This is a genomic window from Rhizobium sp. 10PS4, from assembly GCF_032464805.1.
In the GTDB taxonomy this organism is placed as follows: Bacteria; Pseudomonadota; Alphaproteobacteria; order Rhizobiales; family Rhizobiaceae; genus Rhizobium; species Rhizobium laguerreae.
In genome coordinates this window covers 147,216-161,808 of record NZ_JAWDIW010000007.1, presented here as the reverse complement: position 1 = coordinate 161,808, position 14,593 = coordinate 147,216, and the positions used below count along the sequence as shown (strand labels likewise).

The 14,593-nt window shown below is 61.5% G+C and carries 14 protein-coding genes; 12 read left to right on the top strand and 2 right to left on the bottom strand.

Features of this window, described 5'->3' with window-relative positions:
• Nucleotides 1-4: 4 nt before the first annotated feature.
• Together RWJ89_RS15275 and RWJ89_RS15270 are read right to left on the bottom strand one after the other, a co-directional pair.
• Complete coding sequence (locus tag RWJ89_RS15275) at nt 5-880, bottom strand: carbohydrate ABC transporter permease (RefSeq protein WP_027666335.1); 876 nt, start codon at nt 878-880, stop codon at nt 5-7.
• Nucleotides 881-975: 95 nt separating this feature from the next.
• Nucleotides 976-2,409, bottom strand: a complete 1,434-nt coding sequence (locus tag RWJ89_RS15270) for an extracellular solute-binding protein (RefSeq protein ID WP_316031091.1) — start codon at nt 2,407-2,409, stop codon at nt 976-978.
• 298 nt (nt 2,410-2,707) lie between these two features.
• On the opposite strand from RWJ89_RS15270, the gene RWJ89_RS15265 reads away from it, so the two are divergent.
• The 12 genes from RWJ89_RS15265 (at nt 2,708) to RWJ89_RS15210 (ending at nt 14,580) form a co-directional block, all read left to right on the top strand.
• Nucleotides 2,708-3,592: a sugar phosphate isomerase/epimerase family protein gene (locus tag RWJ89_RS15265; protein ID WP_017958932.1), complete on the top strand. Its 885-nt coding sequence runs from the start codon at nt 2,708-2,710 to the stop codon at nt 3,590-3,592.
• A gap of 62 nt (nt 3,593-3,654) precedes the next feature.
• Nucleotides 3,655-4,869: an ROK family transcriptional regulator gene (locus RWJ89_RS15260; RefSeq protein ID WP_077977533.1), complete on the top strand. Its 1,215-nt coding sequence runs from the start codon at nt 3,655-3,657 to the stop codon at nt 4,867-4,869.
• Nucleotides 4,870-4,899: 30 nt separating this feature from the next.
• Complete coding sequence (locus RWJ89_RS15255; RefSeq protein WP_131642146.1) at nt 4,900-5,877, top strand: tagatose kinase; 978 nt, start codon at nt 4,900-4,902, stop codon at nt 5,875-5,877.
• A complete protein-coding gene (locus RWJ89_RS15250) occupies nt 5,877-7,154 on the top strand; it encodes a D-tagatose-bisphosphate aldolase, class II, non-catalytic subunit (RefSeq protein ID WP_316031137.1) in 1,278 nt (425 codons plus the stop codon). The genes RWJ89_RS15255 and RWJ89_RS15250 overlap by 1 nt, the downstream gene beginning before the upstream one ends.
• A gap of 30 nt (nt 7,155-7,184) precedes the next feature.
• The gene (locus tag RWJ89_RS15245; RefSeq protein ID WP_003545418.1) at nt 7,185-7,910 is read left to right on the top strand and encodes an SDR family oxidoreductase; all 726 of its coding nucleotides are present in this window, start codon (nt 7,185-7,187) and stop codon (nt 7,908-7,910) included.
• A gap of 11 nt (nt 7,911-7,921) precedes the next feature.
• Nucleotides 7,922-8,695: an SDR family NAD(P)-dependent oxidoreductase gene (locus RWJ89_RS15240; RefSeq protein ID WP_077977539.1), complete on the top strand. Its 774-nt coding sequence runs from the start codon at nt 7,922-7,924 to the stop codon at nt 8,693-8,695.
• Between the two features lie 137 nt (nt 8,696-8,832).
• Complete coding sequence (locus tag RWJ89_RS15235) at nt 8,833-9,657, top strand: class I fructose-bisphosphate aldolase (RefSeq protein WP_221950478.1); 825 nt, start codon at nt 8,833-8,835, stop codon at nt 9,655-9,657.
• A 22-nt stretch (nt 9,658-9,679) separates the two neighbouring features.
• Complete coding sequence (locus RWJ89_RS15230) at nt 9,680-10,834, top strand: Gfo/Idh/MocA family protein (RefSeq protein WP_316031090.1); 1,155 nt, start codon at nt 9,680-9,682, stop codon at nt 10,832-10,834.
• A complete protein-coding gene (locus RWJ89_RS15225) occupies nt 10,834-11,505 on the top strand; it encodes a D-lyxose/D-mannose family sugar isomerase (RefSeq protein ID WP_316031089.1) in 672 nt (223 codons plus the stop codon). The genes RWJ89_RS15230 and RWJ89_RS15225 overlap by 1 nt, the downstream gene beginning before the upstream one ends.
• A complete protein-coding gene (locus tag RWJ89_RS15220) occupies nt 11,505-12,563 on the top strand; it encodes a carbohydrate kinase family protein (RefSeq protein ID WP_316031088.1) in 1,059 nt (352 codons plus the stop codon). The genes RWJ89_RS15225 and RWJ89_RS15220 overlap by 1 nt, the downstream gene beginning before the upstream one ends.
• Nucleotides 12,564-12,698: 135 nt before the next feature.
• Nucleotides 12,699-13,487: an L-iditol 2-dehydrogenase gene (locus tag RWJ89_RS15215; RefSeq protein WP_316031087.1), complete on the top strand. Its 789-nt coding sequence runs from the start codon at nt 12,699-12,701 to the stop codon at nt 13,485-13,487.
• An 82-nt stretch (nt 13,488-13,569) separates the two neighbouring features.
• Nucleotides 13,570-14,580 (top strand): zinc-dependent alcohol dehydrogenase family protein, encoded by a 1,011-nt coding sequence (locus tag RWJ89_RS15210; RefSeq protein ID WP_221966276.1) that lies wholly within the window; start codon nt 13,570-13,572, stop codon nt 14,578-14,580.
• The last annotated feature ends 13 nt before the right edge of the window (nt 14,581-14,593 follow it).

The window sequence follows — 14,593 nt, the reverse complement described above, 5'->3', positions numbered from 1 at the left end:
CGCTTCAACCTCTCTTCACGCGGGGTGCAATCAGGCCGACATAGAGCAGCCAGCAGACGACGATGGTGAGATAGAGGACGATGACGGAGATCGCCGAACCGTAGCCGTAATTCGTCTTGGGAAAGACTTCCCTGAAGATATGGACGCCGATGTAGCGCGTCGATGAGCCCGGGCCGCCGCCGGTCAGCATCAGGACTTCGTCGACGGTGCGCAGTGCGTCCATCAGCCTGATGAACACCGTGGCGAGCAGGGCCGGGCGGATCAGGGGCAGCGTTATGTGCCAGAAGATCTGGCTCTTGCCGGCGCCGTCGATCTGCGCCTGCTCGAACGGGTCTGATGGAAGCGAGACAAGTGCGGCGATCAGCGAGAGGGTGACGAGCGGCGTCCAGTGCCAGATATCCATGATGACAGTGACGGTGAAGGCCGCAACGGCGCTCTGGCCGATATTCAGATCGTAGCCGAACCAGCTCCTGAGAAGATAGGGAATGATGCCGATCGACGGCGTGGTCATCAGCTTCCAGACGGAGCCGACGATGATCGGCGCCATGATCAGCGGCAGAGTATGGATCGTGCGAAACACCGCTTTTCCGGGAAAGTCCTTGAGCAGCGCCTGGGCGAGGATGTAGCCGAGGACCAGCTCCGAGATGACCGCGAAGAAGACGAATGCCAGGGTTATGCCGAGCGATGCCAGGAACTGCGGGTCGAAGACGAGCCGCCGATAGTTCTCAGCCCAGTTGAAGATCATGCCCGGATTGGCAGCGAACGGGTTCCATGAATGGAAAGAGACCCAGAGGACGTAAATGAACGGAAATATCCCGAACAGTCCGAGGATCACTATGGTCGGTGACAGCAACAGCCACCCGAGCTTCTGCGAATGCATCGCCTATCCCCCATTGAACACTATGTGGACGTCCGCTCCATCAGGAGCGAAAGGTGACGGGTCGTCGGAACGACCCGTCAGTTGGGGAGGATGCTTTATTTGCGATAACCGAGCGAGGTGAGCTCTTCTTCGGCTTTGGCCGCCATCTGGTCGAGGCCTTCATCAGGCCCGATGTTGCCGGTCAGGATGTCGTAGAAGATAGGCGCGGTCGCTTCACGCACCTGCGCATGGAAGGGGTAGGGGGGAGCGCCGGCGAAGAGCTTGCCGTCGTCCTTCAGCATTGTATAGAAGCCGCCGAGCTTGACGTCCATCTCCTTCACCTTCGGATCGTCGAACGTCGCCGTATTGGTGATGCGCGGTGCGGCGATCGCCCAATCGGGCTGCACTTCGTTCTGGCCGATGAATTCGAGGAACAGCAGTGACGCTTCCTTGTTCTTGGACGTGACCGGCACGCCGAAGGCACCGCCATCGTAGTAGCCGATATAACCCTTTCCGGCTTTCGCGTCGTCCAGCACGCCGGGCTCGAGCGGCGGCAGAGCGAAACCGACCTGGCCGACCACTTTCGACTGCGCCGGATCGCTTGCGATCCAGGCGGCGTTCTCACCATAGATCAGCCCCTGGGCGACACGGCCCGCGGCGAAGGTCGTTGCAGTTTCCGTCCAGGTTGACTGCGTCGATTCCGGAGGAGCGATGTCGCGCAGGTGCAGCCAGTACTTCAAGGCGGCCTTCGCCTTGTCGCTGTTCATCGCGCCGCCATGTTCGACCGTCGCCGCATAGTTGTTCTTGGCGTCGATGCCCCAATTGTAGACACCGAAGGTCGGCACGATGGACTCGAAGAATTCATACCAGGACGCCGGATGGCCTGTATGTGCCTGAGCCGTCGTGCCCCAGAGCTCCATGCCGTTGTCCTTGCCGTACTTCGTGAAGAAGTCGGCGATCTCGGTATATTCCGCGTGTGTGGTCGCCGGCTTCAGGTCCTTGCCTGTTTCCTTCTTGAAGGTTTCCTTGATCTTCGGATCGTCGAAGAGGTCCTTGCGATAGAGATACGCCTTCAGGAAGGCTTCCATCGGAACGCCGAAGAGATCGCCGCTCGAGTCCTTGAAGTAGTCGGCAAAGCTGGTGAAATTGGCGTCGTCGTAGGTCGGCGCCTTCAGATCCGGCTGGTCTTTCAGCGTCTTCGTGATGTCGACGAGGAAATTCCTGGCCAGATAGGAGTAGATGATGTCCTGCTCGATATAGACCATGTCATAGATGCCGGTCTTGGCTTCCATGTCCTTGATGGCCTTGTCATACATCTGATCCCAGGACGTCGTCTCGATGTCGACCTTGATGCCGGTCTTTTTTTCGAATTCCGGAGCGAGCACGGTCCTGATGTAGTTCGATGGCGGGGTGCTCTCGGTGACGCCGTGCAGTGTCACACCCTTGAATTTGGCGCCGGCGTCGGACCAGAAGTCAGCCCAGGCCGGCGAAGCAGTCGTGGCGAGGCCGAGCGTCAGCGCAAGCGCGCTGGCCTTCAAAGCATAATTCATTTTCAATCCTCCCAAAGTGCAGCGAGATCATTTCGCCGGTCCTTTGTGTAGGCCAAAAAAACTGGCGACGCAACATTTGTTGTCTAAACATGCAAATCGTTGATCTATCCCATTGATTTTTGCAGAAACTAATTTCCGGCGGAGGGTGTGATGCAAATCGCAAGAAGTGTAATATATTGCATTGCAAGGTAATTTCGCAAAGCAGCACAAAAATTACCGTTAAAATTATTTGTTGTCTTGCCAAACTAAATGGCATAGCACTGTCCACAGCCAAAGGCATTTTTTGGAGGAAAAGGCTATGCGTCGATTGGGTATCCATTCATTTGTATGGACAGGCGGCCAAACGCAGGAAGGGCTGGAGATGGCCCTGAACAAGACGGCCGAACACGGATATCGCACCATCGAATTTGCCTATCTGCGCCCCGAGAAATTCAATCTCGATCGACTTGCAAAGCTTGCGCAGTCGCTTGACGTCGAGATTGGCGTGACGATGGGTCTGCCGCTCGACAGGGACGTATCGAGCGAGGACGCTTCTGCCGTGTCTGCCGGCAAGCAGACGCTGGCCGACGCCGTTCGTGCGGTCCGTGATATCGGCGGCAACAAGCTGGGTGGAATTCTCTATTCCGCGCACACCAAGTACAATCGCCAGCCGACGAAGAGGGGCTGGGACAACAGCGTCGCCGCGATCGCCGCGACAGCCGAAGTCGCGAGGCAAGCGAACGTCGACCTCGTCCTGGAAATTGTCAACCGGTTCGAGACGAACCTGCTGAATACGGCGGCGCAGGGGCTGAAGTTCATCGCCGAGACCGGATCGGAGCATGTCCGTCTCCACCTCGACACGTTCCACATGAATATCGAGGAAGCCAATCCGGCCGCGGCGATCCGCCTGGCCGGCGACAAGATCGGTTACTTCCACATCGGCGAGAGCAACCGCGGTTACCTCGGCGACGGCGTCATCAACTTCGATCTGATCTTCGACGCTCTGCTCGACATCGACTACAAGCGCGACATCGTGTTCGAAAGCTTCTCGACGACGGTCGTGGACGAAGGCCTGTCGCTCGCCTGCGCGATCTGGCGCGACACCTGGGAGGATAATGATCCGCTCGCGGCGCACGCGAAGCGCTACATCGAGCTGAAATATGACGAGGCCAAGCGCCGCCGCGCCACAAACGCGCGGCCCTGATTATCCCTCTGACAGCCTGTTCCAGTCGTGTAAGGGTTGGGCCGACTGAAGGGAATTGAAATATGAACGACACCGTCTCCATCGGAAGTTCGCCGCGCAGGATCCGGCAGAATAATATCGTCGCCGCCTTGCAGACGATCTATGCCCACCGAAGCCTCAGCCGGGCGGATCTCGCCCGGAAGCTCGGGATGAATCGCTCGTCCTCGGGAGAGATCGTCGCCGAACTCACGGAAGGCGGGTTCGTTCAGGAGTCGGACGAGAGCGGCAAGCAGCGCCTGGAACATTCCCGTGCCGGGCGCCCGGGCATCATGCTCGAACTTGTCCCCGATGCCGCATTCTTCGTCGGGATAGAGATTGGCGTCGAGCATATATCGGCTGCAGTTGTCGATCTCTCCGCTGAAGTCCGGGCATGTCGGAAAATCGCGTTCGACACGCCGTCGTCGACCGTGGAGGAGGCCGTGGCGCAGGGCGTCGAGCTGATCATAGGCGCAATGGCGAAGGGGATGATCGGACGGTGCAAGGGTCTCGGCATATCGGCGCCGGCCCACATCCGGCCGGACGGAATCGTCACCCTCGCACCCATCATCGGCTGGCGGGAGGTGTCGTTGAAGGAGGTTGGGCGGTCTGCTTTCCCGGCCACCGTCCCGATCGCGGTTGAAAACGACGCCAACGCCTTTGCGATCGGCGACAGCTATCGTCACGGCGTCTCAGGCGTGACCCTGTTCCTGCTGATGGAAACCGGCGTCGGCGGCGGCATCATGATCGATGGCAAACTGTTCCGGGGCGGCCACGGCCTGGCGGGAGAAATCGGCCACACTCTGGTGCCGGGAAGCGGCGGTCAGAAGTTTGAGCAGCTGATCGGTCGCGAAGTGCTGATCAGGCAGTATCGCGAGGCTATTGGACGTAAGCACGTCGATCTGCAGGAGTTCCTTGGCGACGTTCATGATCGCGTCCCGGCCGCGGTCAATATCGCCGAAACCTGGTCGCGCCATCTCGCTTACGCATTGCTGCAGGCCTGTCGTTTGCTCGACCCCGACAGGATCGTGCTGGGTGGCTCCGTGGCATCCCTCTACCCGATGGTGGCCGCCCGCGTGGCGGTCCACATGTCGGAGGGCCAGAGCATACCTTTCCCCACGCCTGACATCGTCGTGGACGATGATGCGGAGTTCGGTTCCGCCTTCGGGGCGGCGTGCATGTTGCACCAGCGCTTTCTGTCATTGGAGAGCGAGGAATTCGGCGGCGAGGACGGTGCGCCGATCCAGTCGGCGACGAGTTGACGACAAGAACGATCGAAAGCAGGATTGCAAATGACTTCAGTACTGGCTCCGGACCCGCTTGGTCCCACCGTTTGCGTAGGGGAGATCCTCGTCGAGATCGTCGCCACGACGGTCGGAGACGGGTTTCTCGAAGCCCAGCCGCTCGTCGGTCCGTTCGCGAGCGGAGCGCCGGCGATCTTCATCTCCCAATGCGGCCGCCTCGGCGGTAAGGCCGCAATGGTCGGCGCCGTCGGCGATGACGATTTCGGTCGTGTCAATACCGATCGCCTCAAACGCGACGGCGTCGATGTTTCGACGATCTCGATCGATCCGGACTATCCCACGGGAAGCGCTTTCGTTCGCTACCGCAAGGATGGCTCCCGGGATTTCGTCTACAACATCGCCACATCAGCAGCTGCGCGCTTCGGCTGGTCTCAAACGGTCGGCGATCTCATCCATCGGAGCGGGCATCTTCACGTGATGGGTTCCGCGCTGTCGGTCCCCAGTGCGCGTGAGGTGATCGACAAGGCGGTCGACATCGTCAAGGCACGCGGGGGAACGCTCTCGGTAGATCCGAACATTCGCAAGGAATTGAAGCTGGATGAGAATACCGAGCGCCGCTTCTCCAAGCTTGTCGCTGCCGCCGATCTGCTTCTGCCGTCCGGAGAGGAGCTTGAGCGTGCCGCAGGTGTCGAAGGGGAGGCAGACGCGATCCGCCGCTTGTTCGAGGTGGGCGTCAAAGAGATCGTGCTGAAGCGCGGAGCCGAAGGCGCGACCTATTTCGGCAGAGACGGAGACCGCATCGACGCTCCGGCATTTGTCGTTCAAGAGGTCGACCCCACCGGCGCCGGCGACTGCTTCGGGGGTGCCTATCTCACCTGCCGGCGGCTCGGAATGTCTCCGCAGCAAGCTCTGACCTATGCCTCCGCCGCCGGCGCCCGCAACGTGACGGTCCTCGGTCCGATGGAAGGTGCCGGCACTCAGCAAGAACTCGACGCGTTTATCGCTTCAACGGAAAGGCGCCCGTGATGCAGGTGCATCTCAACGAACTGGCCAGGCTGAGGATCGAAGGCCACCCCAGAGGCGTGACCTCCGTATGCTCGGCCCATCCCATCGTGCTTCGAGCAGCACTCCGACACGGGCGGCAACAGGCAAGCACCGTCCTGATCGAAGCGACCTGCAACCAGGTCAACCACGTCGGCGGCTACACCGGGATGACGCCAAGCGACTTCGCGTCCCTCGTCCGCAAAATAGCAGTCGAGGAGGGGTGCCCCGAAAATCTGATCGTTCTCGGTGGCGATCACCTCGGCCCCAATCCTTGGCGCGACCGCCCGGCCGAAGAGGCCATGGCCGAGGCGGAGAAGATGGTTTCCGCCTATGTCGAGGCAGGGTTTCGCAAGCTTCACCTCGACGCCTCGATGGGCTGCAGGGGCGAGCCGGCGGCGCTCGACGACGAAACCACCGCCCATCGCGCCGCCCGGCTTGCGGCGGTCGCCGAGGCGTCGGCGAAGAAGAGCGGCGGCGCAATGCCGGTTTACGTCATCGGCACCGAAGTGCCACCGCCGGGTGGAGCCGACCACGCCCTGACAACGATCGAACCGACGGCGGCCGCAGCGGCGCTGAAGACGATCGGAGTCCACCGCCGGATCTTTGCGGAGGCCGGACTCGGGCAAGCGATTGGACGGGCCATCGGTCTGGTCGTTCAGCCGGGCGTCGAGTTCGGCAATCAGAATGTCATCCATTATGATCGCAGCAAGATAGACGCGCTGAAATCGGTGCTCACCGAGGAGCCGCAGTTCGTCTTCGAGGCGCACTCGACGGATTATCAGGGGACCCGGCCGTTGACCGCCCTGGTGGAGGACGGCTTTCCCATTCTGAAGGTCGGTCCCGAGCTGACTTTCGTCCTGCGCGAGGCGCTCTACGCGCTGGATGCGATCGCTTCGGACCTTTTGCCTGATTACGGCCAGCGTCCGCTCTACCAGGCGATGGAAGCGCTGATGCTCGATCAGCCGGGCAATTGGAGCCGCCACTACCACGGCACGAACGCCGAGATGCGCTGGCTGCGGCACTATTCGCTGTCTGACCGCATCCGCTATTATTGGGCGTCGGCTGAAGCGCAAGATGCCGTCCGACAGCTGTGCGAGGCCCTTCGAGGGCAAACCGTACCGCTGCCATTGCTTTGGCAGCACATGCCGGCCGCACAGGATTTCGCAGATGCGCCGCTCGATCCGGAACAGGTTTTGATCTGGAGAGTGACGAAGAGTCTTGCGGACTATCATGCCGCTTGCGGCGTCGCGAAGAATTGACAATCAGGATCAAGACAGGAGGAAAAATCGATGACGGAATTGAATGGGAAGATCGCGGCGGTCACGGGTGCTGCGTCCGGAATAGGGCTCGCTTCGACGGAGGCAATGCTCGCAGCTGGCGCGACGGTCGTGCTGGTGGACCGCGATGAGAAGGCCCTTGAGACGGTTTGTGCCCGGCTTGGCGAGCGCGCTATTCCGCTGGTGCTCAACTTGCTGGATCCGCACCAGTGCGCGGGATTGCTCGAGGGCATCCTGTCGAAGACGGGCAAGCTCGATATCCTGCATGCCAATGCAGGCACCTATATCGGCGGCGACCTGATGGAGACCGATCTCGATACCATCGATCGGATGCTCAATCTCAACGTCAATGTCGTCATCAAGAACGTTCGAAACGTCATTCCGCACATGATCGAACGCGGCACCGGCGACATTGTCGTCACCAGTTCCGTCGCCGGACACTCGGCGATTCCATGGGAACCGGTTTATTCGTCGTCGAAATGGGCGATGACGTGTTTTGTCCAGACGATGCGGCGCCAGCTTCTGAAAAGTGGCATTCGTGTGGGATCGGTTTCTCCAGGGCCGGTGATCAGCGCTTTGCTTGCGGATTGGCCGGAGGAAAACCTTCGCAAGGCCAAGGAGGCCGGAGCCTTGATCGAGCCCAAGGAAGTCGCCGACGCGATCATCTTCATGCTGACCCGGCCGCGCAACGTCACCATCCGCGATATCGTCGTGCTGCCAAGCGCCTTTGACATTTGAGGAGACGTGAGATGAGCTACCAGCAGAAATTTCGCCTCGACGGCGAACGGGCGGTGATCACCGGAGGAGGGCGCGCAATTGGGCTCTGCTGCGCCGAGGCGCTGGCGGAGGCGGGCGCCGCCGTCGTCGTCATCGAACGCAGCGAGGCCGACGCTGAGCAAGCGCTTGCGCTGCGCGACCGAGGCTACGACATCGAAGTCCGGGTCGGCGACGTCACCGACGCGGCCCGAATGGACGCAATCGCAACCGAGCTTGCCGATGGCGGGCGGCCGGCGACCATCCTGGTGAACAATGCCGGAATTGGCCAAAGCGGCATCCCGGCGCAGGATCTCACCGACGCCGATTGGCTGCGCATGATGGACGTCAATCTCAACGGCGTCTTCTGGTGCTCGCGCGCCTTCGGTCGTTCCATGATTTCGATGAAACGCGGCGCCATCGTCAACCTCGGCTCGATGTCGGGGCACATCTGCAACCGGCCCCAGCCTCAGACGGCCTATAACGTCTCCAAGGCGGCGGTCCATCACCTCACGCGTTCGTTGGCCGCCGAGTGGGCGCATCACGGCATCAGGGTAAACGCCGTCGCGCCTACCTACATCGAAACGCCGATGGTGGTGGCCGTCGAAGCCAATCGCGAGCGTATTCCGCTCTGGCTCGCCGACACGCCGATGGGAAGAATGGGAACGCCGGAGGAGGTTGCCAGCGCGGTCCTCTTCCTTGCATCGGGCGCCGCCAGCCTCATGACCGGGGCGATCGTTAACGTCGATGCAGGGTTCACCTGCTGGTAGTCGGTCCCGGACGAGGTGCGAGCGGCACCTCGTCCACACCTGGAAACCAGTATGGAAACGTTACCACATTATCTTGACTCATATTCCTGCTGCGTTTATCCAAATGTGGAAACGTTACCATATTGGGAGGAAGTTTGATGAAATCCGCGCGATTGAACCGACTTTTCGGCGTGTCTGGAAATTGTTTTGACGTTGCTATCGATCACGGCATGTTCAATGAACGAACCTTCCTTTCCGGCATCGAGAACATGAAGACGGCGATCGAGGTGATCGCGGACGCGGCGCCGGATGCCATTCAGCTTCCGCCGGGGACGGCACCCCTTCTGCAGGCTATTCCGGGCAAACATCGCCCGGCACTGGTGCTGCGCACCGACATCGCCAACATCTATGGCAATCCCCTGCCGTCTCAGTTGTTTTCCGAGATGATCGATAGGGCGGTGGAACAGGGCGTTGCGTTGGATGCCGCCTGTGTCGTCGTCAATCTTTTGATGCTGCCGGACCAGCCGGAGGTCTACCGCGCCTGCGTGCGCAATGTGAACAGCCTGAAGCGCGAATGCGAGATCTACGGCATGCCGCTGATGGTCGAGCCGCTCGTCATGCAGGACAATTCCAAGGGCGCCTACATGGTCGACGGCGCGATCGACAAGATCCTGCCGCTCGTGCGCCAGGCGGCCGAACTCGGCGCTGATATCATCAAGGCCGACCCCTGCGACAATGTCGAGGAATATCACCGCGTGGTCGAGATCGCCCAAGGCCTGCCGGTGCTCGTGCGCGGCGGCGGTCGCGTTTCGGATCAGGAAATCCTGATCCGCACCAAGCAGTTGATGGAGCAGGGCGCACGTGGCATCGTCTATGGCCGCAACGTCATCCAGCATCACAATCCCGGCGGCATGACGCGGGCCTTGATGGCAATCGTCCATGACAAGGCTTCCGTCGAGCAAGCCTCGCTGCATATTGGCTGACGCGCGTCTGGGAGGAGATGTCATGACGAAAATATTCCGCTTCGGCGTCATCGGCTGCGGTCTGATGGGGCGCGAGTTCGCGAGCGCTGCGGCGCGCTGGCTGCATCTGGCCGATGTGAACGCGCGACCGGAAATCGTCGCCGTCTGCGACACCAATGCGACGCTGCTCGACTGGTTCAGGGATCATGTGCCGACCGTTCGGCAGTTCACCGCCGACTATAAGGAGCTTCTGGCCAATTCCGAGGTCGATGCGGTCTATTGTGCTGTCCCGCATGTGCTGCACCAGCAATTCTACGTCGACATTCTGAAGGCCGGAAAGCATCTTCTCGGCGAAAAGCCCTTCGGCATGGACGCCGCTCAGAACCGGGAAATCATGGCGGTTCTCGCCGAGCATCCTGAACTCCTGGTCCGCTGCTCTTCGGAAATGCCTTTCTTCCCCGGCGCACAGAAGGTCATCGCGCTCGCAAAAAGCGGCGAGATGGGGGATATAATCGAAGTCGAGGCGGGTTTCCTGCACTCTTCGGATATCGACCGGCAGAAGCCGATCAACTGGAAGCGCATGGCCGAGGTCAATGGCGATTATGGCTGCATGGGCGATCTCGGCATGCATGTGCTGCACGTGCCGCTGCGTCTCGGCTGGCGCCCGACGACCCTGCATGCGCAATTGGTCAAGAAGGTCACCGAACGTCCTGACGGCAAGGGCGGCATGCTGCCCTGCACCACCTGGGACAATGCCACGATCAGCAGCCGTGTGCGCACCGGGGATCAGGATTTCCCGATGGTGCTGAAAACCTGGCGCATCGCGCCCGGCGAATCTAACACCTGGTACATCCGGGTTCTCGGCATGAAGAAGAGCGCGTTCTTCAGCACGAAGTCGCCGCGCCAGTGGCAGTGGATGGACTATAATGGCGGTGCCCAGGCCTGGAGCACCGAGGATCTTGGTTATGGCTCGCTGTTTCCAGCCATAACAGGCAAGATCTTCGAATTCGGTTTTGCCGACGCCATACAGCAGATGTGGGCGGCCTTCGTCGATGAGCTTGCCGGCGGCAATGCCAACGATTTCGGCTGCGCGACCCCGGCGGAGGCGCAGGCGCATCATGCGGTCCTGACGGCAGCCCTCAAATCCGGCCGCGAGGACGTCGTGGTGCCGGTCGACTATGACGGGGCATCCGCCTGATGAAGCGCTCCGAGATCAACGCCGCGTTGCTGCAGGCAACCGAGACTCTCGAGCGTTGGCACTGGTCCCTGCCGGCATGGGGCTCTTGGACGGCGGCCGATTTTGCCGCTCATCCCGAGGCCTCAGCCTATTTGCGCGCCCATCAGCTGGGTTGGGATGTCACCGATTTCGGCTCGAACCGCTTCGCCGAATGCGGCCTCGTGCTGTTTTGCCTGCGCAATGGCATCGTTGATATCTGGGGTGAGCGGACCTATGCCGAAAAGCTGCTCTTCGTCGAGGAAGGGCAGCTCACGCCGACGCACCGTCATGCGGCGAAGATGGAAGACATCATCAATCGCGCCGGCGGCGATCTCGTCATCGAATTCGCCGCAACCGATGCCGATGGCAATGTGCTGACGGAGGATGTGACGGTGCCGGTAGACGGGCTACCGCACCGGCTCGCGGCATGGGAGCCGCTGGTTCTCCGGCCGGGCCAGAGCGTGACGATCCGCACCGGGCTTTACCATCGCTTCTACGGCAAGAAAGGCGGCGGACCTGTCCTTGTCGGCGAGGTCAGCCAGGTCAACGACGACAACAGCGACAATTTCTTTCTGGAGCCGATCGCACGCTTTGCCGCGATCAAGGAAGACGAGCCGCCGCTGAGACCTCTGTGGAACGAAGGAGTCAGCTGATGCGAGCCGGGGAGGAGGTTCACGATCGCGACAGTCAAAAGCAGGGCGGCATCGTTTGCGCGGGAAACTTCATCGTCGATCGCGTCCACACCCTGTCCTATTGGCCCGAACAGGGCAATCTCGCGCATATCCTGCACCAGGATCTGGGCGTGGGGGGCGGGGCGGCCAACGTCGTCACCGATCTGGCCTCGCTCGGATTTCCGGGAAAGCTGGCGGCAGCAGGATGCATCGGCGCCGATCAGGACGGAGAGATCGTCAAGGCCCGTCTTGCGGTTGCCGGCGTCGATGTCGGGGGGCTCACCGCGCTTGCCGACCGGGTGACGGCGCATACGCATGTCATGAATGTGCCCGGCCAGAACCGGACCTTCTTCTATCATGGTGGCGCCAACGATGCCGTCACGGACAAGCTTGTCTCACCCGTGGTCTTCGCCACGGCCGGCTACCGGCTGTTCTATCTCGGTTATCTCATGCTGTTGCCGGGTCTCGACCGCATTGGCCCTGACGGCCGTTCGGGAGCATCGCGCCTGCTGGAAGCGGCGCGGCGCGCCGGCCTGACGACCTGCGTGGATTTCGTATCGAGCGAAGACCCGGAATTTGCGGCCAAGGTCGGCGTCGCTCTGCCCTTCTGCGATTTCCTGATCATCAACGAGATGGAGGCGGGGCGGGCAACCGGCGTTATCGTTCGCGATGCGAAGGGAGATTTGATCGAGGCGGGGCTTTTGGAAGCGGGCGAGCGCCTGCTTGCGGCGGGCGTCGCCAAGGGCGCGATCATCCATGCGCCGGAAACCTGCTTCTGGTTTTCGCCCGACGCTTCTCCGATCATGACGCGTTCACGACCCGTCGATCCCGATGACATCGTCAGTACCGTCGGCGCAGGAGACGCTTTCTGCGCCGCCGTGCTCTACGGCCTGCATGAGAACTGGCCGGTCGAGCATATCTGCGCCGTCGCCCATGCCGCAGCTGCGCGTTGCCTCAAGGGGGCGACGGCCACCGATGGCATCCCCGACATGTCTGTCCTTATTTGCGAGGCGAAGGAGACGAACCCGGAATCCGCTTAGCCCATTGGCGCGGCCTCAGGAGGGCGGCTCCGATTATCGTTCAGTCAAAAGGGGAGGAGCAAACATGAAGCTATTCATTATGGCAGCCGCGCACGGCGCCTTTGCCGATTTAGGCGCGACCGGGGAGGCAGTGCGATGACCCATACGGAAACGGCGCGGCTCTCCGGCAAGGTGGCATTGGTTACAGGAGGAGCGAGCGGCATCGGCAAGGCGGTCTGCGAACGCTTTGCCGCCGAAGGCGCCAGGGTTGTCGTGGCGGACCTCGACGGTGAACGATGCGCACGGGTCGCCGAAGCGATCGGCCCGCAGGCCTGGGGTGTGGCGCTTGACGTGACCAGCCAGGACAGCATCGAAGAAGCTGTACGCTTCACCATCGCCACCGCCGGTCAGACCGACATCCTGGTCAACGCCGCAGGCATTTACGACGTCGAGTCCATCCTGGAAATATCCCGGGAACGGACCGCGAAGGTATTTCAGGTCAATATCGAAGGCCTGATCTTCATGACGCAGGCCGTTGCCCGGCACATGGTGGAGAGAGGGGAAGGTGGACGCATCATCAACTTCTCGTCCCAGGCTGGGCGCCGGGGCGAAGGACCGGCCGTGGCTTACTGCGCTTCCAAGGCGGCCGTCATCAGCATCACCCAAAGCTGCGCTCTTGAGCTGATCCGTTACGGGATCAACGTCAACGCCATCGCTCCCGGCGTCGTCGATACGCCGATGTGGGACGTCGTCGATGCAAAACTCGGCAGCCGGGAAGGTTTGAAACCCGGCGACGTCAAGCGCCGCGTGGCCGCCGCCGTGCCCGCCGGACGATTTGGCGCCCCCCAAGAACAAGCTGCCATGGCCGCCTTCCTGGCCGGGCCCGATGCAGCATATATCGTGGCGCAGTGCTACAATGTCGATGGCGGCAATGTCATGAGCTGAGCGCTTGAGCCGTGCCCGGGATGGTCGATGCCGCGGGGCGGACGTGTGATCAGCACAATCACTTGTGGTCTGGAGGGGTGGAATGAGAGCTGTACGTTTAGAGTCGATCGGGTCTTTGACCATGCGCAGCGTCGAGAAGCCGGTTGCCGGCCCGGGCGAGCTGCTTGTCCGGGTTACAGTGGCCGGCGTCTGCGGTTCCGATCGCCACATGTACAAGGGTGAGTATCCGACGGCTATCCCCGTGACGCTGGGCCACGAATTCTGCGGCATAGTCGAAGCGATCGGCGATACCGTTACCCGCTTTACCGGTGGTGAGCTTGTGACGGTGGACCCGAATATTGCCTGCGGCACCTGTCGGGCTTGCACGCAGGCGCGGCCGAACTTGTGCGAGAGCTTGACTGCCATCGGTGTGACACGGGATGGCGGCTTTGCCGAATATGTGGCGGTGCCACAGGCCCAGGCCTTCGTCCTGCCGGCTGACCTCGATCCCGTTCACGGCGCCTTCAGTGAACCGCTGGCCTGCTGTATCCACGCCATCGACAAGGCAAAGATCCGTCCGGGCGACAGCGTCGCTATCCTCGGCGGGGGAGTGATCGGCCTGCTCATGGTGCAACTGGCCCGCCTGGCTGGGGCAGGCGGGATTATTTTGATCACGCGGCAGCAATCGAGACGCCAAACCGCTCTGCGCCTGGGGGCGACGCACGCCTTCGACCCGGCCGGTTCAGACACAATCGCTTCCGTTCGAGAGGTCACCAAAGGCGGCGCCGACGTGGTCATCGAGTGCGCCGGCGTCAGCGACACGCTTCAAAACGGGCTGAAAATGGCGCGGCGCGGTGGCACTTTTGTGCTTTTCGGGGTGACGCCGGCGGGTGTCGAGGTGCCGGTTCTGCCCTTCGATCTGCTGGTCAACGAAGTCGACATCAGGCCGGCCTACCTCAACCCTTTCACTCATTCGCGTGCTGCGGCAATGGTCGCGAGCGGGGTGTTGGAACTGGACGCATTGGTCACCAAAACCATAGGTCTCGAGGAGGTCGCCGAGGTGGTGGGCAGCGCGCCATTGCCAGGCGAGATCAAGGTCATCGTCCGGCCCTAGCTTCGGGGTCCGA

Bases quoted from the DNA above. Each gene is read 5' to 3' on its own strand.
- RWJ89_RS15275 (WP_027666335.1), bottom strand. From the start codon at position 880: ATGCATTCGCAGAAGCTCGGGTGGCTGTTGCTGTCACCGACCATAGTG.
- RWJ89_RS15270 (WP_316031091.1), bottom strand. From the start codon at position 2,409: ATGAATTATGCTTTGAAGGCCAGCGCGCTTGCGCTGACGCTCGGCCTC.
- RWJ89_RS15265 (WP_017958932.1), top strand. From the start codon at position 2,708: ATGCGTCGATTGGGTATCCATTCATTTGTATGGACAGGCGGCCAAACG.
- RWJ89_RS15260 (WP_077977533.1), top strand. From the start codon at position 3,655: ATGAACGACACCGTCTCCATCGGAAGTTCGCCGCGCAGGATCCGGCAG.
- RWJ89_RS15255 (WP_131642146.1), top strand. From the start codon at position 4,900: ATGACTTCAGTACTGGCTCCGGACCCGCTTGGTCCCACCGTTTGCGTA.
- RWJ89_RS15250 (WP_316031137.1), top strand. From the start codon at position 5,877: ATGCAGGTGCATCTCAACGAACTGGCCAGGCTGAGGATCGAAGGCCAC.
- RWJ89_RS15245 (WP_003545418.1), top strand. From the start codon at position 7,185: ATGACGGAATTGAATGGGAAGATCGCGGCGGTCACGGGTGCTGCGTCC.
- RWJ89_RS15240 (WP_077977539.1), top strand. From the start codon at position 7,922: ATGAGCTACCAGCAGAAATTTCGCCTCGACGGCGAACGGGCGGTGATC.
- RWJ89_RS15235 (WP_221950478.1), top strand. From the start codon at position 8,833: ATGAAATCCGCGCGATTGAACCGACTTTTCGGCGTGTCTGGAAATTGT.
- RWJ89_RS15230 (WP_316031090.1), top strand. From the start codon at position 9,680: ATGACGAAAATATTCCGCTTCGGCGTCATCGGCTGCGGTCTGATGGGG.
- RWJ89_RS15225 (WP_316031089.1), top strand. From the start codon at position 10,834: ATGAAGCGCTCCGAGATCAACGCCGCGTTGCTGCAGGCAACCGAGACT.
- RWJ89_RS15220 (WP_316031088.1), top strand. From the start codon at position 11,505: ATGCGAGCCGGGGAGGAGGTTCACGATCGCGACAGTCAAAAGCAGGGC.
- RWJ89_RS15215 (WP_316031087.1), top strand. From the start codon at position 12,699: ATGACCCATACGGAAACGGCGCGGCTCTCCGGCAAGGTGGCATTGGTT.
- RWJ89_RS15210 (WP_221966276.1), top strand. From the start codon at position 13,570: ATGAGAGCTGTACGTTTAGAGTCGATCGGGTCTTTGACCATGCGCAGC.